This is a genomic window from Pseudoalteromonas sp. DY56-GL79 (genome assembly GCF_041414765.1).
Taxonomy (GTDB): Bacteria; Pseudomonadota; Gammaproteobacteria; order Enterobacterales; family Alteromonadaceae; genus Pseudoalteromonas; species Pseudoalteromonas piscicida.
Genome location: NZ_JANHZS010000002.1, coordinates 39,741 through 66,571, shown reverse-complemented (window position 1 = coordinate 66,571; position 26,831 = coordinate 39,741). Strand labels below are relative to the sequence as shown.

The following is a 26,831-nucleotide window of genomic DNA, read 5'->3' as shown; positions in this document are numbered from 1 at the left end:
GGGAAAACTTTAGTAAAATTAAAGCATTAATCTTCTACAATCAATGCTTTGGATAGAAAATAGTCTACAGTAGACTTTTGCTTCTTGAGTTGTTCTTAATCCAGAAACTGTTGCCCAATTTCGCATTTCAAACGCTTGAATTTGCAATTCTGCCTCAGAAAATATACTAGGAAACTTTCGCTTTACTGCCGCTAATAGCGCTTGATGCTGCTCAACTTGAGGCATGGAATTGATAGATAGGGGAAACAACTTGAGTTGAATTCCAGTCGTTTGATTCGCCTTTTGTTTACTCGCGGAATAACGCTTAACCTCTACGTCAGGATTTGATTCTACTTGGATATTATCGACGCTTGCTTGAGACTCTAACAAAGTCAGCAAGTTTGTGAGATCCTGCTCTAACGAGCTCAATCGCTCAATACTTTTGAGCTGCTGCTCACTTAACAGCGAAGGCTCTTTAGATGAATGACTACAGCCACCTAAGGTGATTAAAGAGCCGAGTAGTAAAAATTTAAAAAACCGAATATCCACAATAAGTTATAACAAAAATCCATTTTCTGATATAGTACATAAATCGCGGTAAAGTACCAAATGCTTTTACCGCAAATATCGGTACATTTAACTTTATGTAATTACCTTTTAGCCATTGAATCGATAAGAGAAGCAAGCTCAGTTGAATACTCCTCTCTTCTCATCGCGTGTTCAACTATCGCTTTTAAATAGCCGATTTTACTCCCGCAATCATGACTCTTTCCTCGTAACGAGTATGCATCGACTTGCTCTTGCTCCATCAACATAGCAATAGCATCAGTCAGTTGAATTTCGCCACCAGCGCCTAGCGGTGTTTTTGCCAAAAGTGGCCAAATAGATTTGTTAAGTACGTAACGACCAACAACGGCTAAGTTTGAAGGTGCACTTTGCAGTTCAGGCTTTTCGACAATAGACTGCATGGCGCCTGACTCTCCTTGCGCGAGTGCTGCTCCTCCCAAGTCCACAATACCAAACTGAGAGACGAGTTCAGGCGCTACCGCTTCTACCATCACTTGGCTATTACCTGACGCTTTAAAACGCGCGATCATGTCAGCAAGATTATCTTTTGTTAGATCGCATGCAGCGTCATCAACCAATACATCGGGCAGCATAACCACAAAAGGCTCATCGCCAATCACAGGGGCTGCGCAATTGATGGCATGACCAAGGCCTCGAGCCTCACCTTGACGCACATGGATCAGCGTAACACCTTTGGGGCATATAGATTGTACTTCTTCTAGCAGTTGACGCTTAACCCGCTTTTCCAGTGTCGCTTCCAGCTCAAAGCTCTTATCGAAGTGATTTTCAATTGAGTTTTTACTTGAATGAGTTACCAGTACAATTTCTTTGACGCCAGCCGCAGCTGCTTCATCTACTACATACTGGATCAAAGGTTTATCGACAATTGGCAGCATTTCTTTGGGAATGGCCTTCGTCGCGGGTAACATGCGAGTGCCAAGACCCGCCACTGGAATAACGGCTTTCATAAATGCTCCTAAATCGCGACCGGTGCCTTTATATGCGGGTGACATTCGTAGTTCACCAACTCAAAGTCCTCAAACTTAAAACCAAATATGTCTTTTACTTGAGGGTTGATCTGCATTTGTGGCTTCGCAAACGGCGCTCGGCTTAGCTGCTCTTCAACTTGTTCCATATGGTTTAGGTATAAATGGGCATCGCCGAAAGTATGTACGAAATCCCCCACTTCTAAGTCACAAACTTGTGCAATCATCATCGTTAACAGCGCATAACTTGCGATATTAAAGGGCACACCTAAGAAAATATCCGCACTGCGCTGATAAAGCTGACAAGAAAGCTTGCCATCTAGTACATAAAATTGGAATAACGTGTGGCAAGGTGGCAACGCTTGTTTGCCCATAGCTGCATTTTCTTTGGGTGAATAGTTAGTATCAGGCAAAAGCGCAGGGTTCCAAGCACTCACAATCAGGCGACGAGAGTCAGGGTTGGTTTTGATTTGCTCTACAACATCTTTGATTTGATCTATCACTTCACCATTTGGCCCAGTCCAAGAGCGCCACTGGCTGCCATAAACTGGCCCTAAGTCCCCTTCATCCGTTGCCCAGCCATCCCAAATGCTAACGCCATTTTCCTTTAAGTATTTGATGTTAGTATCGCCTTGCAAGAACCAAAGTAGCTCGTGAATAATCGAGCGTAGATGACACTTTTTCGTCGTTACAAGTGGGAAGCCTTCTTGCAAGTTGAAGCGCATCTGGTATCCAAAAACACTCACTGTGCCAGTGCCCGTGCGGTCTTCTTTTTTTGTGCCATTATCACGCACATGGCGCATCAGTTCTAAATATTGCTTCATTGTTCGCTACTCTTTAACTTTTAACTTGCCCGGTAGATGGGTTGCTACCTTCTCGCTTATATGCCCACACCATAAGGATAGCGCCTGCAATCACCATAGGGAGGGATAAGATCTGACCTTGAGAAATAAAGCCACCATATAAGCCAATATGTGCATCTGGTTCACGGAAATACTCGATTGAGAAGCGGAACACACCGTAACCGGCTAAAAATAGACCAGCTACACTGCCCGCTGGGCGCGGTTTTTTCCTAAACCATACCAACATCACAAACAATACCAACCCTTCAAAAAACGCTTCATAAAGTTGTGATGGGTGGCGCGGCTGTGGTCCGCCCGTTGGGAAAATAAATGCCCAAGGAACATCCGTTACGCGACCCCATAATTCGCCATTAATGAAGTTACCGATACGACCGGCAAAAAGCCCAACAGGCACCATAGGAACGACAAAGTCGCCTACCGATAAAATCGAACGTTTGTTTTTAAGCGCATACACGATAATCGCCGTGATAACGCCCAATGCACCGCCATGGAAAGACATACCGCCTTGGTCCACCCTAAACAAATAAAGCGGGTTTTCAATAAAATGAGAGAATTGATAAAACAACACGTAACCAATTCGCCCGCCCAAGATCACGCCGAGCATACAGTAAAAAACTAGGTCGCCAACTTGGTCTTTATTCCAACCAGAGTTTGGTTTTTTTGCTTCTTTCCCTGCCCACCACATGGCGAACATAAAGCCGATTAAATACATTAATCCATACCAACGAACACTTAACGGTCCGATGGAAAAAATCACAGGGTCTATCTGTGGAAACTGCAAAGCCATAGCCTTTCCTTAATTCATTAACATATTGCCAGCGATAACAATGAGTAACGCCGCAAACACTTTCTTAATCGTTGTGACAGGTAAGTGGTGCGTAGCTTTAGCACCAATAGGCGCCATAAACCATGAAGTTGCCACTATACCAAACAAAGCCGGTAAATAGACAAAACCTAAAAATCCATGTTCAATATCCACATGTTGGCTGCCAGAGGCGATATAGCCAAAGGAGCCAAAGATAGCAATAACAATACCACTGGCAGACGCACATCCTATCGCTTTTTTCATATCAACAGAGAAAAATGTCAGTAGTGGGACGATTAATGCTCCCCCGCCGATACCAATCATTGCAGACAGCGCCCCCGTTACCGAGGTTAGCATCGCAAGTATCGGTCCTTGTGGTATAACTCTGGTTGATTGTGGCGGTCTTCTGGAGCTCCACGCCATTTTCAATGCAATGCCCACAACACTAACCACAAAAATAATTCTGACGAGTTTTTCAGGCAACATCACTGCGGCAAAACCACTGCCCAACGCGCCGACTGCCACACCTAACATCACCCATGGAGCAATGTGCCATGGAACATTGTCATTTTTATGATGCGCTTTGGCTGAAGATGTCGAAGTGAAAATAATGGAGGCGAGAGACGTCGCAATTGCAACCAACACCACTTGTTCTGTGGGTATAACATTAAATTTGGTCAAGATAACAGATAAAATAGGGACTATCAGCAGCCCGCCGCCGATACCAAGCAGACCTGCCAAAAAGCCAACTGCACAGCCAAGCAAAGCGCAAAGTACAACGATGAGTATAATAGTTTCCATCAACAAGCTCTTATTCTTATAGCGCCGTAATGGTAGCGTAAATAGCTTTAAGAAGCACCCTTTGCTTGGTGGCTGGTATAGAGTAATTCTGCAAAATGATGTTCTATCATAAATTCTTTAATAATTCGGCGCACTTGCTTGGATGACGGCTGTGCTAAACAATTTTCAAGTAAAGCTTCCATATCCGTTACTCTCAGTCTACGTAACACCCATTTTACTTTGTTCAGTGATGAAATATTCATGCTCAAACGGCGATACCCCATTGCAATAAGCAAGATTGCTCCCTCAGGCTCACCGCCTAATTCTCCACACAGGCTAAAAGGCAGCTCGTGTAATTCACACTGCTGTGCAATCTGGTTTAACACTCGCAATACACTGGGATGATAAGGGTCAAAAAGATCCGCCACTTGTGCGTTGGTTCTATCCACTGCTAATAAATACTGCGTCAAATCGTTACTGCCCACAGAGCAAAAATCGATTTTTTTCGACCACTCAGGTAACAAGTACACGCTAGACGGTACTTCAAGCATTACGCCGATTTCTGGCCGGTCGATGGTATAAAAAGGATCAGCCCATTCATCTTGCAGCTCAAAACAAGCCTGCTCAATGAGTGCCATCGCTTCATCTATTTCCTCACTATGGCCCACCATAGGCAACATGATCTGTAAGTTGCCAAGACCCGCGTTTGCTTTGATCATCGCTTTGATTTGATCCAAAAAAAGCTCGGGATGATCCAGCGATACACGAATGCCTCGCCACCCTAAAAATGGGTTTTCTTCTTTGATATCAAAATAATCTAGAATTTTGTCGCCACCGATATCTAAAGTCCGCATTACTACAGGCTCAGGGTGATAACGTGATAGCACCTCACGATACCAGACTTCTTGCTCCGATTGTGTTGGGAATTGGCCTTTTTGCATAAACCAAGACTCAGTACGATAAAGACCAACGCCATCACAATAACTGGCGCTTAATGTCTCGGTCGATAGATCAAGCCCAGCATTTAAGAGTAAATTTATACGCTCACCATCGAGTGTAATGGGCGGCAAATCATGTTCCGCCTCAAACTTATCATGCAGAATGTTGTCTTTACGTTTAATTTCAACGTACTCATTGACCAACATTTGCGAAGGCGAAATATAAAGCCGTCCAGAATACGCATCCATGATCATAGACTTACCATCAAACTGTAATAATGGAATGTCTTCTATGCCCCAAATAGCGGGGACGCCCATCGCGCGAGTGAGAATGGAAGCATGAGAGTTGGCCGAACCATGCACACTGACTACCCCTTTGAGCTTTTCTTTTGGTACTTGCGCTAACATAGTTGGGGTCAAGGTGTGGGCGATTAGAATCGTATTATCTGGATAGTGTTTAACAGCTTGCTCAGTTGAGACTAAATGCTGGAGCACGCGCAGGCCAATATCATTAACATCAATCGCACGCTCTTTGATATAAGGGTCACTCATCATATCAAACTGAGCCACAAGCTTTTCGATAACAAGCTTTAGCGCGGTTTTTGCGTTCCAGCCTTGTTGTATCTCAGACTCCACTTGTTTACCTAAACTCTTGGCATCCAAAAGTTGTTGGTAAACCTCAAACACAGCTACCGCTTCTTTTGGAATATCATCACTCAAGGTTTTGGCTAAAATATGGAATTCTTGCCGAGTCGCGGCCACCGCTTGATGAAACAGCTGAATTTGCTGCTGAATATTGTCACTATGCTGCGGTTCAATACTCGTAAAATCAATATGGGGTAACACCACATAACCATCACCTAAGGCAATACCAGGTGCACTCGATACCCCTTTTAACACTGAGGTTCTGTGACTGCTTGCATCTTGTTGAAGTAAAGTTTGGATCTCGGTGTTGGCAAGCTGTGAAGCCAATTGCGCTGAAAGCGTAATAAGAAAGGACTCTTCATCATGGCTAAATACACGAGCAACCTTTTGCTGCACCACAATAACCCCAAGCACTTTACGCTGGTGTACAACGGGCACTGATAAGAAAGCATTGTAGCCTTCTTCATTGACCTCAGGTGACAATTTGAATCTTGGATGTGATTGGGCGTGGGCAACGTTAATTGGCTCTTCACGCTGGGCAACAAGACCGACTAGGCCTTCGGTAAATCCCATTCGGAATTTTCCGATTGCTTCAGGGTTTAAGCCATCCGTTGCCATCAGGATAAAGTTATCTTGACTGTAATCGGCAAAATAAACTGAGCAGCATTCAGTGTGCATGGCATCTTTGACCATAGTAACAAAGCAATTTAACGCGCTTTGTAGGTCACTTTGCTGTGCCACTGACTCAGCAATCGATCTTAACGTTGCTAACACCTGCTGCTCCTATTTTTATCGTTTTGTGCGCCAGAAATCCTTCTGCCCTTGCTGTTCACGTTTACCAAATGGCATCGCAAACGGAGCGAATTCCTTCATCACTCGACGATAGACATCACGTTTAAACGATACAACTTGACGTACTGGATACCAATAGCTGACCCAGCGCCAATCATCGAACTCAGGGTGATGCGTACGTAATAAGTCTACGTCTTCATCTTTACACCTAAGTTTCAATAAAAACCATTTCTGCTTTTGCCCGATACAAACTGGGCTTGAATCTCGTCTAATTAACCTTTTTGGTAGTTTGTAACGTAACCAATGTTTAGAACTTGCTACTATTTCAACATCTTCTGGCCTAAGTCCAACTTCTTCATGAAGTTCACGATACATCGTTTGCTCAGGTGTTTCCCCTTGATCTATTCCGCCTTGAGGAAATTGCCAAGAGTGTTGTCCGTAACGACGGGCCCAAAAAACCTGCCCCTGATTATTACAAATCACTATTCCGACATTGGCACGAAACCCTTCGGCATCAATCACCTTAGTGCCTCATTTATAAGTCGATTTTTAATGATTGTTCCACAACTCCCGCGTCACGGCAAATTTAATTCCATTCTATACCTAAATTATCTCAGCATACTCTCAAGTTACCCACAACTTGTGCATAACTAAGTTTTTTTCAGTTCAAATTACGAACAAATCCACAATTACACACTTCAAACCCTAGGTTTTCCACATATTCTGTGGATAATTATGTTTATAGTCTTGTATTTATCCAAAGCCATAAGATTTTCAAGCCACTCTGACTGTAGCAAAATAAAAATAACTTCATATTTATCATATAGATAATAAAGTTATTACTTTAACCATATGTTGAGATAACAAGCCGCACTTAAGTTGAGCGCAAAATAACCAACTTACTTCACCACATGATTTCTTTTATAATCGTGTTTTTAGGGGATAGACTCAGGAGTATCGCTTGCCATCAGTTACACCACCACGCTCTGTGGGCGAACTTATGCAACGTGTTGAAAACATAGCCGGTTTAACATTGGGAGAACTCGCTCAGCAGCTCTCGTTTAAAACACCACAAGATTTGCTCAAAGAGAAAGGCTGGGTAGGACAACTCATAGAAGCAGCCTTAGGTGCCACCGCGGGCTCAAAGCCTGTACCTGATTTTGAGCATATTGGCGTTGAACTCAAAACTTTGCCAATAAGCTATCAAGGCAAACCGCTAGAGACCACCTATGTTTCTGTCGTGCCGCTGACTCAGTTAACAGGGTTAACGTGGGAAGCGTCGAGTGTTAAAAAGAAATTAGCTCACGTTCTTTGGCTACCCATATTAGCCGAACGAGAAATTCCTTTAATAGATAGGGTTATTGGACACGGCTTCTTATGGCGGCCAGACGCGCATCAAGAACAGTTGTTACGAAGAGACTGGGAAGAGCAAATCGAGTTAATCGCTACGGGTCACGTAGACCAAATCTCAGGGCATCTTGGAGAAGTCATGCAGATAAGGCCAAAGGCGGCAAATGCCAAGGCGCTCACCGACGCCATAGGGCCAAACGGTAAAATAGTGCAAACTTTGCCAAGAGGTTTTTATTTGAAAATCAATTTCACTCAATCGATATTGGCGCAAGAGTTTGGTGCTTAAAAACACCTGTTGACTTTTTATACAAAAAGTACAAATGTAACACAACCAACATCTTGTATGGATTTGGTTAACATTTATATTTTTATAGAAGGAGACGACAATGAAATTAAAGTTCAACAAAAAATCGATTAAAGAACTTAGTGTGAACAAAACACTTGCTACTAAGATGACGCCGGCTGTTGCTGGAGGTAATGGTCCTGCAACGATGGATGATGCTTGTAATTCACTTCAAGTCTGTTGGACATTTAGAAATGGCCAAGCAAATTGTGAGATTTGGGGTGACGACCGCTAGCAATAAAAAACGCCAGTAGCTAAACTGGCGTTTTTACAATACATCAAGTAATGCTAATTACTGACCTTTGATTTCACTACGGCCTTTGTATACCGCTTTTTCACCTAGCGCTTCTTCAATACGTAGCAATTGGTTGTACTTAGCTACACGATCCGAACGGCAAAGTGAACCTGTTTTAATTTGACCTGCCGCTGTCGCCACAGCTAAATCAGCAATGGTAGCGTCTTCAGTTTCACCAGAGCGGTGTGAAATAACGGCAGTAAAGCCAGCATCTTGCGCCATTTTGATGGCATCAAGCGTTTCAGACAGTGAACCAATCTGATTGAATTTAATCAAGATTGAGTTACCAATGCTTTCTTCAATACCACGCTTTAAAATCTTAGTGTTAGTAACAAAGAGATCATCACCCACTAGCTGAACTTTATCGCCAATTTTATCTGTTAGGATTTTCCAGCCAGCCCAGTCACTTTCGTCTAAGCCATCTTCGATTGATACAATTGGGTAACGTGCGGCAAGATCGGCCAAGAAGCCTGCAAAACCTTCCGAGTCGAATGTTTTACCTTCGCCCTTTAGGTCATACTTGCCATCGACATAAAACTCAGACGCTGCACAGTCAAGTGCTAGTGTTACGTCTTTGTTCATTTCGTAGCCAGCAGCTGCAACTGCTTCAACAATTACTTCTAGCGCTTCTTCATTTGATTTAAGGTCTGGAGCAAAACCACCTTCATCACCAACTGCAGTGTTCAGGCCACGTGACTTAAGTACGTTTTTCAGGCTATGGAAGATTTCAGCACCCATACGTAGTGCTTCACGGAAGCTCTTTGCGCCAACAGGCTGAACCATAAACTCTTGAATATCAACGTTGTTATCCGCGTGCTCACCACCATTGATAATGTTCATCATCGGAACTGGCATTGAGTACTGACCTGCTGTACCGTTGATGTCTGCGATATGCTCGTATAGCGCCACGCCTTTGTCTTGTGCAGCTGCTTTTGCTGTTGCTAGAGATACCGCAAGGATGGCATTCGCACCTAGTTTTTCTTTGTTTTCAGTGCCGTCTAAGTCCAACATGATTTGGTCGATTGCACGTTGCTCTAGCGCGTTTTGACCTTCAAGTGCTGCCGCGATTTCGTTATTTACGTAGTTTACCGCTGTTAATACACCTTTACCTAAGTAACGAGACTTATCACCGTCACGTAGCTCTAGTGCTTCACGGGTACCCGTAGATGCACCTGATGGCGCACATGCACGGCCCCATGCACCAGACTCTAGGTGTACGTCCGCTTCTACTGTTGGGTTACCGCGTGAGTCCATAACTTCACGGCCAATCACTCTAACGATTTTTGACATCTTGATTCCTCTTATTCCCAAAGTGGTGTGTGTTGCACTGCTTCTGTCGCAGGCGAATTCAGGGTCAATAAACCCGCTTTAAAGTTTGCCTTATCTCTGTTGCTTCGCAAAGTGAAGAATTTACACGTATCACATTGACGCGCCGACAGATAAGAAAAAGTTTGGCGATAAACACTACTCTTAGCGCCTATTGCAAAACCTTCTGCAACAAAAAAGCCGTGCAAGAGCACGGCTTTTTCTTATTACGAAGATGCTTTTTGGTGGCTGTATGCCGCCGCAACAAAGCCTTCAAATAATGGGTGACCATCACGAGGCGTTGACGTGAACTCAGGGTGGAACTGAGCCGCGATAAACCAAGGGTGATCTTTATTCTCGATAATTTCAACTAGCTTCTTGTCTTCTGACAGACCAGTAAATTGCAGACCCGCTTTTTCAAGCTCAGCAACATAGTTGTTGTTTACTTCATAGCGGTGACGGTGACGCTCAACGATTTCGGCATTACCGTATACTTCACGCACCTTAGAGCCCTCTTTTAAGTGGCAAAGCTGTGCACCAAGACGCATTGTGCCACCAAGATCAGAATCGTGGTCACGTACTTCAATCTTACCATCTGCATCTAACCACTCAGTGATCAGACCAACCACTGGGTGTGGGCTTTCAAGATCAAATTCAGTTGAGTTAGCACCAGTAAGACCTGCAACGTTACGTGCATACTCGATTAGCGCAACTTGCATCCCTAAACAAATACCTAGGTATGGTACTTTGTTTTCACGTGCATACTTTGCAGCTAAAATCTTACCTTCAACGCCACGGTTACCAAAGCCACCAGGTACTAAGATAGCATCAAGGTGCTCAAGTAACTCAGTGCCTTTGCTCTCGATATCTTGAGAGTCAACATATTCAATATTCACCGTTAAACGGTTTTTCAAACCAGCATGCTTCAATGCTTCGTTAACTGATTTATATGCGTCCGGTAATTCGATGTATTTACCAACCATACCAATTGTCACTTCACCAGTAGGATTTGACTCTTGATAAAGTACTTGTTCCCACTCAGATAAATCCGCTTCCGGACGTTCAAGGTAGAAACGACGACAAATGATGTTATCAAGCTCTTGCGACTTCAATAGCGCAGGGATCTTATAAATACTGTCTACGTCTTGTAGTGAGATAACTGCTTTTTCTTCCACGTTAGTGAATAGTGCAATCTTTGCGCGCTCGTTCGCTGGTAGTTTACGATCTGAACGACAGATCAAAATATCAGGTTGAATACCGATTGAACGAAGCTCTTTCACTGAGTGCTGAGTTGGCTTAGTTTTCACTTCACCCGCAGGGCCTAAGAAAGGCACTAGCGTCAAATGCATAAACAAAGCGCTCTCACGACCAAGCTCTGTGCCTAGCTGACGAATTGCTTCTAGGAAAGGTTGTGACTCGATATCACCAACCGTGCCACCAATCTCTACGATAGCAACATCATGCCCTTCCGCGCCTTCAAGCACGCGACGCTTGATGTCATTTGTGATGTGAGGAATAACCTGAATAGTGGCACCTAAGTACTCACCTCTGCGCTCTTTGCGCAACACGTCTTCAAATACACGGCCTTGTGTAAAGTTGTTACGCTTGGTCATTTTAGTGCGAATAAAACGCTCGTAGTGACCAAGATCAAGGTCGGTTTCCGCGCCGTCTTCGGTTACGAATACTTCACCGTGTTGGATAGGGCTCATGGTCCCAGGGTCAACATTGATGTAAGGATCCAGCTTTAGAATCGTTACTTTCAAGCCACGTGCTTCTAATATAGCGGCTAAAGAAGCAGCTGCAATACCTTTACCCAAGGAGGATACTACTCCGCCCGTTACGAAGATAAATTTTGTACTCATGCGAACCCTAGAAATTTCAGGAAAATTGGAATTTAAATAAGAATCAAGACGGGGCGATAGTATAGCAAAAGCACCTAAGTCATTCCAGCTAAAAATGACTTAGCACGGTAATATATTTTATCAGGGGGTCGTTTTAATTAACGAACAAACCGTAAAAATCAGTCTCTGTTTTTGCTGCGTTGACGACGTTTCACTGTCTCCCAAGCACCATCCATCTCCTCCAAGCTCGCATCTTTAAGTGATAGTGAGGACTCATTCAAAACGGCTTCGACTTGCACAAAGCGATTTCTAAATTTCTCGTTGGCTTGACGTAGCAGCTGCTCAGGATCTCGTTTTATATGTCGGCTCACATTTACAGTTGCAAACAACAAGTCGCCCACCTCTTCCGCCGTATGTTCAGAGAGTGGGTCAACTTGCAGCGCCTCGCTCACCTCAGCGACTTCCTCTTGTACTTTATCCCACGCGCCGTGGTAACTTGGCCAGTCAAATCCGAGTTTGGCTGCTTGCTTTTGAATTTTGAAGGCTTTTGATAATGCTGGCAAGCTACTTGGAATATCCGCCGCGAACGCCCCTTGTTTTTGCCCCTGTTTTTCTTGCTGTTTAATGGCGTGCCATTGCTGCTCAAGCTCTGCTTCGCTTAAACTTTCCTGCTTTTCAAATACATGAGGGTGACGTCTCACTAATTTGTCATTGAGAGTTTGCACTATGTCAGCAAAATCAAACAACCCCTGCTCTTTTCCAAGCTGAGCATAAAAAATCACTTGGAACAGCAAGTCTCCCAACTCTTCTTTTAAGTGAGCAAAGTCGCCTTGCTCGATAGCATCGGCAACTTCGTGTGCTTCTTCTAACGTATGAGGGACAATGGTTTTAAAGGTTTGCTTCTTATCCCAGTCGCATCCAGTGCTTGGGTCGCGCAGCTGCGACATAATCTCTAGCAGCTGCTCTATCCCAATTGCTGTAGAAGGCTTAGAGTCGTTTAGCATCAAAAACACCTTCGATTTGCATCAATTTAGTCAGCAAACGATGCATAGCAGAAAGGTCATCCACCTCTACCTTCATCATAAATACTGCTACGTTTTTATCGTCTTGTGTTTGTACGTTCATATTGAGCACATTGACTTTTTCATTGGCAAGCACAGAGCTAATGTCTCGGATCAGCCCTTGACGGTCGTGCGCTTCAATTTTTAATGTAATGGCGTACGACGCTTTAACATCATCTGACCAACTGACCGCAATCTCACGCTCTGGATGTACATCCGTAATATGAGCAAATGACTCACAATCAGAGCGATGCACAGCAATACCTCGCCCTTGCGTGATGTAACCCACAATTTCATCGCCCGGTACAGGCTCACAGCATTTCGCCATATGACTCATCAAGCTGCCAACCCCATCAACCACCACTGCGTTTTTGTCGCCTTTAGTGTGTTTTGGCGAGGAGATTTTTAACTTAGGTGTATCCTCAGGTTTATCTTGAACGTAGTTCAGGAATTGGTTGATACGAATATCACCGGCACCAATCGCCACCATTAAATCGTCGAGCTCTTTAAAGTTAAAGCGGTCAATCGCGGGTTCTAAATCTTTATAGGTAATATCTAGTTTTTGCAGATGACTATCTAAAATTTCCTTACCCGCTTGAAGATTTTTGTCTCTATCTTGCTGCTTAAACCAGTGATGGATCTTACTGCGCGCTCTTGAAGAATGAATATATCCCAGCGACGGGTTTAACCAATCTCGACTTGGCGAAGCATTTTTCTGGGTAAGAATTTCTACCTGATCGCCGGTGCGCAATGTGTAAGTGAAAGGCACTATTTTACCAAACACTTTTGCACCAATGCAGCGATGTCCAACATTGGAATGAATGTAGTATGCAAAGTCGAGCGGCGTCGAGCCTAACGGCAAATCAAAGATATCGCCCTTGGGCGTGAATACATAAACGCGGTCCTCGACAACCTGATTCTTTAGCTCATCAGCTATTTCACTACCATCTACCACTTCTTCTTGCCACTGCAACAGTTTGCGTAGCCAGCTAATTTTTTGCTCGTATCCTGAGTTTCTGCCCGGCAATGCACCTTCTTTGTACATCCAATGTGCCGCTACTCCAAGCTCTGCATCTCGATGCATGGCCTCGGTGCGAATTTGGATTTCTACCGTTTTGCCCTCAGGACCAAATACCACGGTGTGGATAGACTGATAGCCGTTTTGCTTAGGCGTAGCAATATAGTCGTCAAACTCTTTGTTTAAATGTCGCCAACTGGTGTGCACAATACCCAAAGCGGCGTAGCAATCTTGAATTTCATCTACCACCACTCGCATCGCGCGAATGTCGAACAACTGTTCGAATTCATAGCTTTTCTGCGCCATTTTTTTATAAATGCTGTAAATATGTTTAGGGCGACCGTAGACCTGCGCTTTAATGCCTGCATCCGCAAGTTTTTGTGCCACCGAATAAACCATATTTTCCATATAAGCTTCGCGGTCTAGGCGTTTATCAGAAAGCTTCTTGGCAATAGACTTATACGTATCCGGATGTAAATAACGGAACGAGAGATCTTCAAGTTCCCATTTTAATTGACCAATCCCCAACCGATTCGCAAGTGGCGCAAAAATATTTGCTGCGGCTTTTGCAGCAACAACTCTTTCTTCTTCCGATGCTTTCTTAACCGCACGCAAATGGCAGATTTGCTCAGCAAGTTTAATCACTACAGCACGCACATCTTCCACCATAGCGAGTAACATACGGCGGATATTATCGACTTGTACCTTACCCGAGCTTTGGTGTGCCAAAGTGCTAATGGTGTCCATGTTTTCCACCCCTCTTAAAAGCAGCGAGATGTTTTTGCCAAGCGCTTCCTCTACTTGCTCAAGGGACAACTTTCCAGCGACAAAATAAGGAGTTAAAAACGCGGTTGCTAAGGATTCGCTATCAAAATTTAAGTCTGCAAGGATCTCTACCATTTCGATGGCATTATTGAGATGTTCCGTTGATTGATCCGCGGGACAAAGTTCATAGGCCTTTTGCAGCCATTCTCTTTGATCCTCAGACAAGTTTAAGATAGTGAGTCGCGCATCAAACTCTAGTGGCAAAGTGGTTTGATGCGACTGCCGAGTAGCAACCATGTTTTGATACCTCCTTAAAACTACTTACCCGCCTCATTTTCGGGTAAATTATTTAACCTAATGCTCGGGCAATAACGGCCTCAAAGCTCAGGTTATTTACACTGTTTTTTAAACAGCGCCATGGTTTCGATATGTCCCGTGTGAACAAACATATTCATTAAGCCAAGCTTTTCTAATTCAAAGCCTGCCTGCGCTATTACCAAAGCATCGCGCGCCAGTGTCACAGGATCGCATGACACGTATAAAATACGGGTAAACTGCGTCAACGGTAATTGCTGCAGAACCTCAAGTGCACCAGGCCTTGATGGGTCCAGTACCAACACATCCAGATTTGCGTCGAACCAAGCAGCCTCTGTAATCGACTGGGTTAGATCAAAACAGTGAAACTGAACATTACTGATTTGATTAGTTTGCGCATTTTGCTGAGCCATTGCAACCGATTGCGCTTCACCTTCTACCCCAATCACATTTTTTGCTTGTTTTGCGAGCACCAATGAGAAATTTCCCACCCCACAGAAAAGATCGAGGACACTTTCATCGTTACTCAGCTGTAGCCAGTCTGTCGCTTGGCGCAGCATTGCTTCATTTACTGATTGATTCACTTGAATAAAGTTGTTCAATTTAAATTCAAGTGTTAAACCAAATTCACCAAGGTGATAGTACGGCATCGGGGAATACACAACTGGCGTCTCGCCATCGTCAAACAGGACCTGGCAATTTCCTAGCTCGTTTTGTAACGTTTCGCGAGTCGAAGCGGACAGTGGCTTTGTATGACGACACAACACATAATTATGGTTGTCGGCCTGACAAAGCTGAATATGACTGATCAGCCTAAACTCACTTAGCGACTGTGCAAGCGCATTTAGCGTGTTAACAATACGATCAAAAGGCGACACCAATACGTCACACTGCGCTATTTCGATAATCTGCTTCGACTGACTAGCTCTAAAGCCTAACTTCACGCTTTTGCTTTGTTTATCATAAATACATGCCAAACGAGCTGCTCGGCGATAATGAAGCGGCATAGAAGTGATCGGTGCTTGCCAAGGTAAGTGTTTAATGTTAGCAAAACGCGCAAAAAGTTTTTCAACTGCATGTTGCTTTTCATTGAGCTGACCATCAACACTTTGATGCTGCAAGCTACAACCACCACACTGCTGGTAATGCGGGCAAAACGGTTTAACACGCTCTTTAGAGGTATTAAGTACTTTGGTCATCTTCGCTTCCAACAGTTTAGACTTGGCCTGTACAACCTGTGCTCTCACTCGCTCGCCAGTCAAGGCACCTGCCACAAAACAGACCTTACCTTCGTGACGAGCAACACCTCGCCCCTGATGATCCATTGACTCTATGTTTAATTCTATTTGCTTTGACGGCTTAGCAGCTTTCTTAGCACGAAAAATCTGTGCCATTGGGTTCCTCATTTGTTTGCTTATCACGTCGGTAAAAGATAATCTTAGTTACAGATTTCTCTGCACTTTTTTGACCCTATGACAAAATTAAACCTGCGTGACAGTATTTTACTACTCACTCTTTTGCCAACTCTTTTGGTTGGCTTGCTACTTGGTGGTTATTTTACTATAAATCGCTACGTAGAGCTTGAGGAAATTCTGATAAGTCAGGGAAATCGCATTGCAGATTCTCTGGCCATGTCAGTAGAATACCCAATAGAAAAACAAGATAAAGCGCATTTACACCGCATTTTAAGCCAAGCACACAATAAACACGCACCACTGGTAAAAAGTATCGCGCTGTTTGATAACCAAAATCAGCTTATTCTTACCAGTAATTATCATAGTGAATTCGACAAATTACATTATTTTGGTGAAGTGCAAAAGCTACAAACCACCGAAGTTACTGCACTAAAAAATACCTTTGTGTTTTATTCACCAGTTAAAAACCATTTAGCCAAAAAAACCGATTGGCACAGTGCAGAACCAGCTACGCTCGCGATTTTAGTTGTAGAGATCAGTAAAGACCAAGCGTTGATATCGCAGCAGCGCGCGCTGATCTTGAGTGCTATTGTTATTATTTTCTCCTTTTTACTTAGTGTTATGTTGGCCATGCGATTATCACGTATGCTGACCAAACCGATTGCCAGTTTGATTTTAGCCACAGACAAGCTCAACGAAGGTAAACAAGACATCGCTATCAATGAGCCGATGCGGGGTGAGTTTGAGCTGTTGCGCCAAGGCTTGATTGTTATTGGCAGAAAGATGGCCAATCAAAAAGACGAAATGCAAAAGCACATTGATCAGGCAACTAGTGATTATCGCGAAACCCTAGAGCAGTATGAAACGCAGAATATTCAGCTCAATATTGCCAAAAAAGAAGCACAAGACGCTAACCGCGTAAAATCGGATTTCTTGGCTAAAATGAGTCATGAACTTAGAACGCCGCTCAATGGGGTCATAGGCTTTACTCGTCAACTTTATAAAACACCATTAAATAAACACCAAAAAGATTATTTAGATACCATAGAGCTATCTGCAAATAGCCTGCTTACCATCATTAGTGACATCTTGGATTTCTCAAAACTAGAAGCCGGTGCTATGGAGCTGGAGAATATCCAGTTTGAATTACGCGACGCCGTTAATGAGGTCATGACCTTATTAGCGCCAAGCGCCCACGACAAACAGCTAGAATTTTCGATTTCTGTTAATCGCCAGGTGCCCGACAACTTAATTGGCGACCCAACGCGATTTAAGCAGGTATTGACCAATCTAATTAGTAATGCCATCAAGTTCACGGAAAAAGGCTCAGTCAAAGTGGATATTAACCATCGCTTGATGGATGAATCTCAGTCCTCCTTGTTAGTGTCTGTCAGCGATACAGGAGTTGGTATTGCGCAGGATAAACAAGACGCGCTATTTACACCGTTTGCTCAAGCCGATACCAGTATCACCCGTAAATTTGGCGGCACCGGCCTAGGTCTTATCATCACTAAGCACATTGTTGAGGCGATGAATGGCCGTATCACTCTGAACTCAGCACCTGGAAATGGTACATGTTTCTCATTTAATGCCGTCTTTGCCCTGCCAAACCGTCTCTACAACGACGATTTACCAAGCAAGCCGCTGGAAAATAAGCGCGTGCTTTACTTTGAACCGCAAGAGCATACTCATCATGCTGTTATGGCTCAGCTACAAGCATGGGACATGCAAGTAACACGCTGCCTCACCGAAGAAGAGTTTGATACAGCCTTGGCGCAGGATTTTAATTACGATATCTGTCTAATCGGCTCTATGGCAAGCGTCGATCAAATGCAGACGGTTAAGAGTTACATCAAGCAAGCTCGCGGCTCCGCAGACTACTTATACTTGATGGTTAATACAGTGTCTCATAATATGCGTGAGGCGCTTATTGGCAGTGGTGCTGACGCTTGTTTAAGCAAACCGCTTAATCACAGAAAACTCTGCGAAATGCTTGCAGCACCTTATCGTTTAGACCACCCAGACATGAGTGCCAATGAAATCGAAGCTACCAGTTTACCACTTAAAGTGCTCGTTGCAGACGATAACGATGCTAACTTGAAGTTGATCTGTACTTTGTTAGATGAGCAGGTAGAGGCAATAGATACCGCACATAACGGCGCTCAAGCAGTCAGTTTATGTAAATCAAGGAAATACGACCTGATATTTATGGATATTCAAATGCCCATAATGGATGGTATAAGCGCCTGTAGAAGCATAAGAGATTCGTCCTTAAATGAGGATACCCCTATCATCGCCGTCACCGCACATGCGCTTGCGGGCGAAAAAGAGCAATTGCTTAAAGATGGTTTTAGTAACTATATGACTAAACCCATAGATGAAGATATGCTCAAACAAATTATTTGCGACCATAGCGCATCTTCACCAGTCGCGAGACAAAAAAATATCGAGAGTCATCAGCACAGTGTGCCGCCATTTAATAGCCAAATGTTAGATTGGGGATTAGCGTTACAGCGCGCGGGTAATAAACCTGATTTAGCATTGGAGATGCTTAACATGCTGCTTTCTAGCGTGCCCGAAACGTTGCAGCAGTTGGAGTCTGCACAAGACGCAGAGGATCTCCCAACGTTGCTCAAAGTAGTGCATAAGTTTCACGGGGCATGTTGTTACACTGGCGTGCCAACCCTGAAGAAATTGGCCGAAACCATTGAAACAGGATTAAAACAAGAAAAACCACTCAGTGATATCGAGCCTGAGCTATTTGAGCTGGTTGATGGACTCACTTTATTGCTTTCTGATTCCGAGCCCACACAATCCAACTGACCTTTATGTTCACACTCTTCTATTCGCTACTTTTATGCAAACAACCATAGAAATAGCGAATAGAAGAGTGTGGCAAATGACTCCTAGCACACCAGACAACGCTTCCCGACAATTTATTACACTTTCTAACAGCACTTTTCCAAGTCTTGTAACAAACTTCTTACATTCTAAATTCTCGCAACCTTTAACTTACGAAAGGAATTCTGTATGTATCTCATCAAGTCAGCACTTACCTCTGCTGCCATCTTCACTCTCGCTTTTGCTTCTTGTAGCCACGCCATTGAAACGTCATCTGACGAATGGCAAGTTCGTCTAGGAGGAGGAGCTGCCGCTGCAGATTTGCCATGGAAAGGCATTGAAAGTGAGCTGATCTCAATTCCCATTATCGATATCCAAAAAGGAAACTGGTTTATCAACAAAGACAGCTTAATTGGCTATCGCTTCCCTATTACCGAGGATTTATCTGTCTACTCCGGATTGGGCTATCGTCAAGACGGCTATGACGGCGTGTTCCGAGATGCGAAATCTGAGGACGAGGTTTTTGAAGGGTATGACGCACCGGATGGCGATGTTACCGTTAACTATGGCGTCACCTATTTGTGGTTTACGCTCGCTGGTCACAGTGATATTTCCGATAATTCAGATTCAACCACGGCTACTTTTTCGGTATCAATCCCACTGTACAACGATGGTCGAGGATTTAAAATCTCGACAGTAGGTAACGTAGAGTGGCAGCAATCTGATTACGTCAATTATATTTACGGGGTAAGCGGGAAAAACATCGATATAAGCCGTGGTCGAGTGGGCTATTTAACTGCTGATGACGCCGTGAATTATTCGGCAGGGTTTACCGCACATTATCAGTTAAAAACACAACTCAGTTTGGTTGGTGGGATAACACGAACTAAGCTCGATGATGCTATCGCCAATAGTCCTTTGCTAGACAGAGACACCAGTGACCTCGCTTATGTTGGCCTAGTCTATCAATTTTAGGCTGTTGCCTGAGTTAAAATTAAATAAAAAAACCCAAGTTAAACTTGGGTTTTTATCATAATGCTTATTCACATCATCAACTAGCTTAATCGCTTTCGGCGCTTTCTGCTTCTTGATTATGTAACTCAAGGCTTGCAGACATCGCAGCTTCACGATTAGACTTTGCCGAATCGTTTCGCAATTCATCAATGTGATTGAGGTAGTTTTGGTCAACATCACCTGTGATGTATTGACCATCAAATACCGAAGTCTCAAAGCGAGCTATCTCTGGGTTTTCTTGACCAACGGCTGCAATCAAATCACTTAGTGATTGGTAGATCAAACCATCCGAGCCAATACTCGCATTGATATCTTCCACTTCACGACCATGAGCGATTAGCTCTGATGCAGAAGGCATATCGATACCATATACGTTCGGGAATCTTACCTCTGGTGCTGCTGATGCAAAGTACACGTTTTTCGCACCCGCTTCACGCGCCATCTCAACGATTTGCGCTGATGTAGTGCCTCGTACAATCGAATCGTCGACAAGTAGCACGTTCTTACCAGCAAACTCTCTGTCAATTGCGTTAAGTTTACGACGTACAGACTTCTTACGCAGCTCTTGGCCTGGCATAATAAAAGTACGGCCAATATAACGGTTCTTAACAAACCCTTGGCGATAAGGAAGCCCTAGCACGGAAGCAATTTCAAGTGCGATATCACATGATGTTTCAGGAATTGGGATAACCACGTCGATATCTTTATCGCCCCACTCAGTTGCGATTTTCTCACCGAGCTTGGTACCCATATTCACGCGAGTTGCATAAACAGACATTTTATCAATGTTTGAATCTGGACGGGCAAAATATACAAACTCGAAGATACAAGGTGCAAGCATCGTTTTAGCTGCACAGATCTGAGAGAAAAACTCACCTTTTTCGGTTACGTAAATAGCTTCACCAGGTGCAACATCTCGCACAAACTCAAAGCCATCGGTTGCCAATGCAACACTCTCTGAAGCGAACATGTATTCCATGCCACGCTCAGTTTCTTTCTTACCGAAAACAAGCGGACGAATACCGTGAGGGTCTCTAAATGCCAAAATACCATGGCCGATGATCATCGCGATACTCGCGTAACCACCAGAAACAATAGACACAACCTCCGTTACTGCCGTAAACATGTCTTCCGCGTCTAATTTCATCTTGTCTGTTTTGCCAAGCTCGTGAGCTAAGATGTTCAGCAGGATCTCAGAATCAGACGTAGTATTAACGTGGCGACGCGCTTGAGTAAACAAACGCTCTTTTAATTTTTCTGCATTGGTTAAGTTGCCGTTGTGCGCAAGGGCAATACCAAATGGAGAGTTTACGTAGAAAGGTTGAGCTTCTGCTGAGCTTGAAGAACCAGCAGTAGGATAACGTACATGACCAAGACCAATGTTGCCCTGTAGGCGTTTCATGTGTCTTGTATGAAATACGTCTTTCACTAGGCCGTTTGCTTTTCGTAAGCTAAACGTATTGTTGTCAATGGTAATAATGCCAGCCGCATCTTGGCCGCGGTGTTGCAAAACAGTTAAGCCGTCATAAATCGCCTGATTAACAGGAGATGTTCCGACTATCCCAACGATACCACACATTAAAAATTTCCTCGCCGATTAACGGTTTACTGAATCTAAAAAGCTCGAGTTATGTTCAAGATAGGAGAAAAACCACTCTATCACAAAGCCAAATTCAGGAATTAAGTTTGATGTTTTCCACCACTGCGTGTCTGGTGCACTGGTAAACGCATCAAGGAAAAAGAGTAAGGCGCTAACGACCAACACACCTCGAAGTCCACCGAATACAATCCCAAAGATCCTATCGGTGCCTGAGAGCCCAGTTCTTTGAACCAGTTCACTCAAGACATAATTAACAAGCCCACCTAACATCAAGGTCGCAAAAAAGAGTATGGCTATTGCGGCTGCATTTCTTAAAAGGGGTTCTGAAATGAATGTTAGGAAGGTTGCGAGATATTGGTAAAAAATACTAGAGATGAAAAAAGCGCCGATCCATACGACAAGTGACATCGCTTCTTTGACAAAGCCTCGAAGCAAGCCAAAGATAGTCGATAAACCAACAATACCAAGAATGGCGTAATCAACCCAGATCATAGTAACCAATAAGTCGTTAATGTGGGGCGCATTCTAAAAGGTTTGGCATCTAAATGCCAGATCATTTTGTCACTTCAAATTGTGTCAAACGACCATTTAACTTAGTTAATTTCTTTAATTCTGGTAACTTAGCTTCAAGTTCAGCTTTATTTAAATCTGGTCCGACAAACACTTTTGTCAATGTACCATTGGCCGTTTTAACGGGTTTAGTAAAGGTTTTAAAGCCATTATCTGCAAGCTTCTTCGTTAGTGCATCGACGTTCGACTTATGTGAAAAGCTACCAAGCTGAATAACGTAAGCCATTTTTGAAAAGTTAGCAGTCTCAGGACGCGTTAATTTTGCCACCTCAACTTTGTCGGTCGTTACGACGGGTTTCGCCTCAACTTGTGTAGGTGACGTATCTGATTGCTGCGTATTTGCTAGCGTTGCCTCTTCTGTGCCCTCTAGCTTAGCATCATCGGCGTCAATATCTTCCAGCGGCTCTGAGGGCAACTCAGGCGCAAGCTTGGCTTGCGCATCTACTTTTTCTTGCAGATCAATCGTTTTGAACTCAGGTCTTTCAGGGATCGCTTGAAATCCTTCCTTGTAGTGGACCTTTTCACCATCAAGGATATTAGGAATAAAGATCACCGCAGCTACGACGACGATACTTGTTCCAACAAGGCGATTTATAAATACTGAGTTCACAACTTTACTCTCTACTTTACATTAAATCATCTATAACTATTTTCGCCAGTACTCCATTGCCTCAGCAACGGTAAAGAACGAACCAAATATCACTAGTACCTGCTCGCTCGCAAGTGTATCGAGCTGAGTATCAAGTGCTGCTGTAACGCTATCGAATAAGGTGACATTGCAACTTGAGTCAAGCAATGGCTTAAGGTTTTCCGCACGCTCTCCACGAGGCCCTGAAAGTGAAGCTAAACTCCAGCTATCTACATATTGGCTGACTTCTTTAAGCACACAGGCTTTGTCTTTATCCGCAAGCATAGCGACTAAGGCATGAATTTTAAACCCTTTTTGCTTGAGTTCTTGTAACTTAGTTGCTAAATATCTTGCAGATTCTGGATTATGAGCAACATCGGTATACACCAGCGGCGTGGTATTGAGTTGCTGAAAGCGGCCTTCTACTTGCAAATTTGCCAAACAAGTCTTCACTACATCATAGCTAGGTAGCAACTCTAGTTTAGCTAATACCGTTAACGCTGTCGCAGCATTTTGTGCTGGAATAGCTGGTTTGTCGAAGTGCCAATCAAAATCAAGATATTGCCATCTAAACTGAGAACCTAGCGGAGTAAAATAAAAATCGCGCTTTGATAACACCATATCTGCGGCAATTTCATCGCCATAGTCTATAACCGTATGTGGAATATTTAAATCACCAACGATTGCAGGCTTACCACTGCGGAAAATGCCAGCTTTGTCATAGCCTACCAGCTCTCGGGTATCACCCAGATACTCTTTATGATCTAAATCGACAGTCGTGATAACAGAGGCAAATGGCGAGACTATATTTGTCGCATCAAACCGCCCGCCTAAACCCACCTCAAGCAAAATATAATCAACCTTACAGCGCTTGAAAATACTTAACGCGCCAAGCGTACCAAACTCAAAATAGGTCAGCTGAGTGTCTTTGCGGGTGTCATCGAGGAATTTAAATGCATCGATATGATACTGATCTTCAAGCTCTGCCCCATTCACTCGGACACGCTCGTTGTAGCGTACTAAATGTGGTGAAGCGTAGGTGCCAACAGAAAACCCTTGTGCGAGCAACAACGACTCTAAGCACCTGGCTGTTGTGCCTTTACCATTGGTTCCACCAATTAGAATAATTTTACTGAAAGGCTCAAGTAATCCGGCTTGCTCGGCAACTTGTGCTACACGCTCAAGTCCCATTTCAATGGTGGCTGGATGAATTGCTTCTAAATAACAAAGCCAATCATCAAGGCTTGATGATTGGCTAGGCTGGTTAACCGTCATAAGTTGAGTAGCTCAATTTGAAAAATTTACGCTACTCTATGCTCTTGTTCAGTGGAAGGCAAGTCCATAAACTTCGCCAAAATACGCGCTAACGTATCACGCATTTCACGACGGTCGACGATCATGTCAATCGCACCGTGCTCTAATAAGAACTCACTGCGCTGGAAACCATCTGGTAAGGTTTCACGTACAGTTTGTTCGATAACACGTGGACCCGCAAAACCGATAAGTGCTTTTGGCTCTGCAACGTTGATATCACCTAACATCGCTAATGATGCTGAAACACCACCCATTGTTGGGTCGGTCAATACTGAGATAAATGGCAAGCCTTTGTCACTCATTTTTGCCAATGCAGCACTTGTTTTTGCCATTTGCATCAATGACATAAGTGCTTCTTGCATACGTGCACCTCCAGATGCAGAGAAACAGATTAATGGCATGTTATGTTCTAAACAAACGTTAACTGCATCAACAAATCTCGCACCAACAACTGACGCCATTGAGCCACCCATAAAGGAGAATTCAAAAGCAACAGCAGCAACAGGAATACCCTTTACACGACCTTTCATTGCAACTAAAGCGTCTTTCTCACCGCTTGCCTTTTGTGCTTGAACAATACGATCCGAGTATTTTTTAGAGTCTTTAAACTTTAATACGTCTTGTGGCTCGTGCTCTGTGCCAAGCTCTTGACGATCTGCATCATCTAAGAAACTTTCAAGACGTTTACGTGCCGTAATACGCATGTGATGATCACACTTCGGACATACGTTTAACGACTTTTCTAATTCCGCTTTGTATAGGATTGAATCACAATCTGTACACTTTGCCCAAACCCCTTCTGGGATCTCTTTTTTACCAGAAGATTTAGTGGTTTTAGGTAAGATCTTTTCTAACCAACTCATTTGCAACTCTCTATCGTGCTTTATTCTGTTCCGTCAGCAAAGACAGACATCTTTTCCCAATTAAATCATGATTTAGCTATAGGTGATATAAAAAACTGGTCTTAAGAGTATAAGGTACTACATAAACATGACCGTTACACTAATTCCTCAGGCAAAAATAATGGCCCAAGCGGCATCTTTTCTATTTGCCATTGTTCAGGGTAGTCCACATCAACTAAATACAATCCGTTAGGTTTTGCCGTAGCACTTGCTAAGGTGCGGTCTTTGGCAACAAGAAGCTCCGCCATCCACTCAGGCTCTTGCTTGCCGACACCAATATCAAGTAAACAACCTGTAATATTGCGCACCATATGGTGCAAAAACGCGTTTGCTTTAATATCAATGACAATATATTTGCCAATGCGTTTCACCTCTAAGTGATGGATATTACGAAACGGCGTATTAGACTGACAATGTACTGCCCTGAAAGACGTAAAATCTTGCTCCCCTATCATCACAGGGCATGCTGCTTTCATTCTTTCAACATCAAGCTCGTGGTGAAAATGCGTTACGCCACTGCGTAAAATGCCCGGTCTGTAGGTATGATTATAAATAACGTAGCGGTATCGGCGAGCTGTCGCCGAAAAACGAGCGTGAAACTCTGGGTCGACTTGTTTAGCAAATCGTACCGCAATGTCGTCAGGAAGCTGAGAGTTCATTCCTAATGTAAAGGCACTCATATCGCGAGCAGAATCTGTGTCAAAATGCACGAGTTGACCCGTTGCATGAACCCCTGCATCAGTGCGCCCCGCGCAAGTTATCTCAACGGGATGATTACAGATATTCGATAGCGCTTTTTCTATTTCTTCTTGGACACTGCTGACATGATTTTGCCTCTGCCAACCACTATAATTTGCACCATTATATTCAATGCCTAACGCTACTCGCATACTTTTTCTATCGCAACCCATAACAAAAACGACATTTTATGCGATTGGCGATGTGAATTAAAGCGCTTAAGCTAAGAAGTAGATGATGATACTGACCAAACAAGGCAATTACTTTGTTTGGTCGGTATCGTTGAAGTGAGTATTAAGGCTCTGTAAGACTGGATTTAAGCGACTTTGCCTCAGCTTGCACTGAATCCGGGCCGTTCTCAATAACATCGTTGAGCGTTGATATCGCCGAATCATAATCTTGAATTTCGATGTAAGCTTTCGCTAAATCTAATTTAGCGGCAAATCCTTCATCCTCTAAATCAACATCCGTGGTATTTTCACCCGCTAATAGCTCTTCAAAATCGCCAAGCCCAACGTCCATATTTGCTCCAACGTAAGGTTCAACATCGCCATCAAGGTCGTCGCTTTGTTCAAGTAAGTCTTCAATTTCTAAGTAATCTTCCGTACCTTCGGCATCCGTTGGTAGCGCTTGGGCTTCCCCTGCGACCAATTCGTCTTGTAACAAGCTATCGAAATCTACTTCGAAATCTTCTGCATTTCCGGCGTCAAAGTCACTGGGATCATCCAGTTCGCTGAGTAGAGCATCGAAGTCTGCTTGGGTGAAGTCAGCCATAAATTCTTTTTCAATTTCGGCTTCATTGACCTCTGGTAATTCAGATTCTGTTTGTGGCTCAGAAAGTAGAGTTTCCAAGTCATCTTCATCGTTGAATTCAGACAGAGTCTCTTCGCCAAAATCTGCATTTAATTCAGGCAGCTCATCTTCGATTTCAAGCCCAGGTTCAGACTCAAACGTGTCACTTTCTGCTTCTTCAACCTGCGCTTCAGGCTCGTCTTCAAGCAAAGCCTCTTCATCAAAATCTGCAGTTAATTCTGGCAGCTCGTCTTCGATTTCCAGATCTGGCTCGGACTCTAGCGTGTCACTCTCAGCTTCTTCGACTGGTGCTTCAGGCTCATCAGCAAGCAAAGTCTCTTCATCAAAGTCTGCTGTTAACTCTGGTAG

At 43.7% G+C, this 26,831-nt stretch carries 23 protein-coding genes (1 of these 23 only partly in view); 4 read left to right on the top strand and 19 right to left on the bottom strand.

The genetic code is table 11. From position 1 onward, the window contains the following. Nucleotides 1-18 precede the first annotated feature (18 nt). From NO992_RS01620 to rppH, 7 genes are all read right to left on the bottom strand, one after another. A complete protein-coding gene (locus NO992_RS01620; RefSeq protein WP_371373845.1) occupies nucleotides 19-528 on the bottom strand; it encodes a hypothetical protein in 510 nt (169 codons plus the stop codon). A gap of 101 nt (nucleotides 529-629) precedes the next feature. Beyond that, nucleotides 630-1,514 carry a UTP--glucose-1-phosphate uridylyltransferase GalU gene (galU, locus tag NO992_RS01615; RefSeq protein WP_371373842.1) on the bottom strand — a complete coding sequence of 295 codons (885 nt, stop codon included), beginning with the start codon at nucleotides 1,512-1,514 and terminating at the stop codon, nucleotides 630-632. A gap of 8 nt (nucleotides 1,515-1,522) precedes the next feature. Continuing rightward, nucleotides 1,523-2,356: a thymidylate synthase gene (locus NO992_RS01610; protein ID WP_010369327.1), complete on the bottom strand. Its 834-nt coding sequence runs from the start codon at nucleotides 2,354-2,356 to the stop codon at nucleotides 1,523-1,525. Between the two features lie 13 nt (nucleotides 2,357-2,369). Next, nucleotides 2,370-3,182 (bottom strand): prolipoprotein diacylglyceryl transferase, encoded by an 813-nt coding sequence (gene lgt, locus NO992_RS01605; protein ID WP_017218100.1) that lies wholly within the window; start codon nucleotides 3,180-3,182, stop codon nucleotides 2,370-2,372. 9 nt (nucleotides 3,183-3,191) lie between these two features. Continuing rightward, a complete protein-coding gene (locus tag NO992_RS01600; protein ID WP_130164509.1) occupies nucleotides 3,192-4,001 on the bottom strand; it encodes a sulfite exporter TauE/SafE family protein in 810 nt (269 codons plus the stop codon). Nucleotides 4,002-4,048: 47 nt separating this feature from the next. After that, nucleotides 4,049-6,337 (bottom strand): phosphoenolpyruvate--protein phosphotransferase, encoded by a 2,289-nt coding sequence (gene ptsP, locus NO992_RS01595; RefSeq protein WP_371373837.1) that lies wholly within the window; start codon nucleotides 6,335-6,337, stop codon nucleotides 4,049-4,051. A gap of 15 nt (nucleotides 6,338-6,352) precedes the next feature. Then, nucleotides 6,353-6,877: an RNA pyrophosphohydrolase gene (gene rppH / locus NO992_RS01590; RefSeq protein WP_010369331.1), complete on the bottom strand. Its 525-nt coding sequence runs from the start codon at nucleotides 6,875-6,877 to the stop codon at nucleotides 6,353-6,355. A 439-nt stretch (nucleotides 6,878-7,316) separates the two neighbouring features. Between rppH and mutH the strand changes: the two genes are divergently transcribed. Next, nucleotides 7,317-7,991, top strand: a complete 675-nt coding sequence (gene mutH / locus NO992_RS01585) for a DNA mismatch repair endonuclease MutH (protein ID WP_010369332.1) — start codon at nucleotides 7,317-7,319, stop codon at nucleotides 7,989-7,991. Nucleotides 7,992-8,091: 100 nt separating this feature from the next. After that, nucleotides 8,092-8,283 (top strand): hypothetical protein, encoded by a 192-nt coding sequence (locus NO992_RS01580; RefSeq protein ID WP_010369334.1) that lies wholly within the window; start codon nucleotides 8,092-8,094, stop codon nucleotides 8,281-8,283. 57 nt (nucleotides 8,284-8,340) lie between these two features. Here the strand turns inward: NO992_RS01580 and eno are convergent, their stop codons facing one another. The 5 genes from eno to rlmD form a co-directional block, all read right to left on the bottom strand. After that, nucleotides 8,341-9,633, bottom strand: a complete 1,293-nt coding sequence (gene eno / locus NO992_RS01575; RefSeq protein WP_010369337.1) for a phosphopyruvate hydratase — start codon at nucleotides 9,631-9,633, stop codon at nucleotides 8,341-8,343. Nucleotides 9,634-9,875: 242 nt separating this feature from the next. Next, nucleotides 9,876-11,510, bottom strand: a complete 1,635-nt coding sequence (locus tag NO992_RS01570; RefSeq protein WP_010369341.1) for a CTP synthase — start codon at nucleotides 11,508-11,510, stop codon at nucleotides 9,876-9,878. Nucleotides 11,511-11,668: 158 nt separating this feature from the next. Beyond that, entirely contained in the window at nucleotides 11,669-12,493 is an 825-nt protein-coding gene (mazG, locus tag NO992_RS01565; protein ID WP_371373831.1) for a nucleoside triphosphate pyrophosphohydrolase, read from the bottom strand. After that, a complete protein-coding gene (relA, locus tag NO992_RS01560; protein ID WP_371373828.1) occupies nucleotides 12,477-14,630 on the bottom strand; it encodes a GTP diphosphokinase in 2,154 nt (717 codons plus the stop codon). Before relA ends, mazG begins: the two co-directional genes overlap by 17 nt. Nucleotides 14,631-14,722: 92 nt before the next feature. After that, nucleotides 14,723-16,042, bottom strand: coding sequence for a 23S rRNA (uracil(1939)-C(5))-methyltransferase RlmD (gene rlmD, locus NO992_RS01555; RefSeq protein WP_371373825.1), 1,320 nt, complete (start codon nucleotides 16,040-16,042; stop codon nucleotides 14,723-14,725). Between the two features lie 78 nt (nucleotides 16,043-16,120). On the opposite strand from rlmD, the gene barA reads away from it, so the two are divergent. Continuing rightward, on the top strand, nucleotides 16,121-18,886 hold the full coding sequence (gene barA / locus NO992_RS01550; RefSeq protein ID WP_253105242.1) for a two-component sensor histidine kinase BarA: 2,766 nt from the start codon (nucleotides 16,121-16,123) through the stop codon (nucleotides 18,884-18,886). Nucleotides 18,887-19,093: 207 nt separating this feature from the next. Further along, complete coding sequence (locus tag NO992_RS01545; protein WP_371373822.1) at nucleotides 19,094-19,879, top strand: MipA/OmpV family protein; 786 nt, start codon at nucleotides 19,094-19,096, stop codon at nucleotides 19,877-19,879. An 85-nt stretch (nucleotides 19,880-19,964) separates the two neighbouring features. Here the strand turns inward: NO992_RS01545 and purF are convergent, their stop codons facing one another. The 7 genes from purF to NO992_RS01510 all read right to left on the bottom strand — a co-directional run. Next, entirely contained in the window at nucleotides 19,965-21,497 is a 1,533-nt protein-coding gene (purF, locus tag NO992_RS01540) for an amidophosphoribosyltransferase (protein WP_017218108.1), read from the bottom strand. 18 nt (nucleotides 21,498-21,515) lie between these two features. Beyond that, complete coding sequence (locus NO992_RS01535; RefSeq protein WP_010369359.1) at nucleotides 21,516-22,010, bottom strand: CvpA family protein; 495 nt, start codon at nucleotides 22,008-22,010, stop codon at nucleotides 21,516-21,518. Nucleotides 22,011-22,071: 61 nt separating this feature from the next. Then, nucleotides 22,072-22,698 (bottom strand): SPOR domain-containing protein, encoded by a 627-nt coding sequence (locus NO992_RS01530; protein ID WP_371373819.1) that lies wholly within the window; start codon nucleotides 22,696-22,698, stop codon nucleotides 22,072-22,074. A gap of 36 nt (nucleotides 22,699-22,734) precedes the next feature. Beyond that, on the bottom strand, nucleotides 22,735-23,991 hold the full coding sequence (folC, locus tag NO992_RS01525; RefSeq protein WP_371373816.1) for a bifunctional tetrahydrofolate synthase/dihydrofolate synthase: 1,257 nt from the start codon (nucleotides 23,989-23,991) through the stop codon (nucleotides 22,735-22,737). A 26-nt stretch (nucleotides 23,992-24,017) separates the two neighbouring features. Further along, on the bottom strand, nucleotides 24,018-24,893 hold the full coding sequence (accD, locus tag NO992_RS01520) for an acetyl-CoA carboxylase, carboxyltransferase subunit beta (protein ID WP_017218111.1): 876 nt from the start codon (nucleotides 24,891-24,893) through the stop codon (nucleotides 24,018-24,020). 134 nt (nucleotides 24,894-25,027) lie between these two features. Then, a complete protein-coding gene (gene truA, locus NO992_RS01515; RefSeq protein ID WP_305776726.1) occupies nucleotides 25,028-25,822 on the bottom strand; it encodes a tRNA pseudouridine(38-40) synthase TruA in 795 nt (264 codons plus the stop codon). 142 nt (nucleotides 25,823-25,964) lie between these two features. Then, a protein-coding gene (locus NO992_RS01510; protein ID WP_371373812.1) for a FimV/HubP family polar landmark protein crosses the window boundary here: on the bottom strand, nucleotides 25,965-26,831 show its final stretch. Its footprint extends 4,635 nt past the window's final position; the window shows 867 of its 5,502 coding nt (coding positions 4,636-5,502); the start codon falls outside the window, past its right edge — the gene reads right to left on this strand; the stop codon is at nucleotides 25,965-25,967.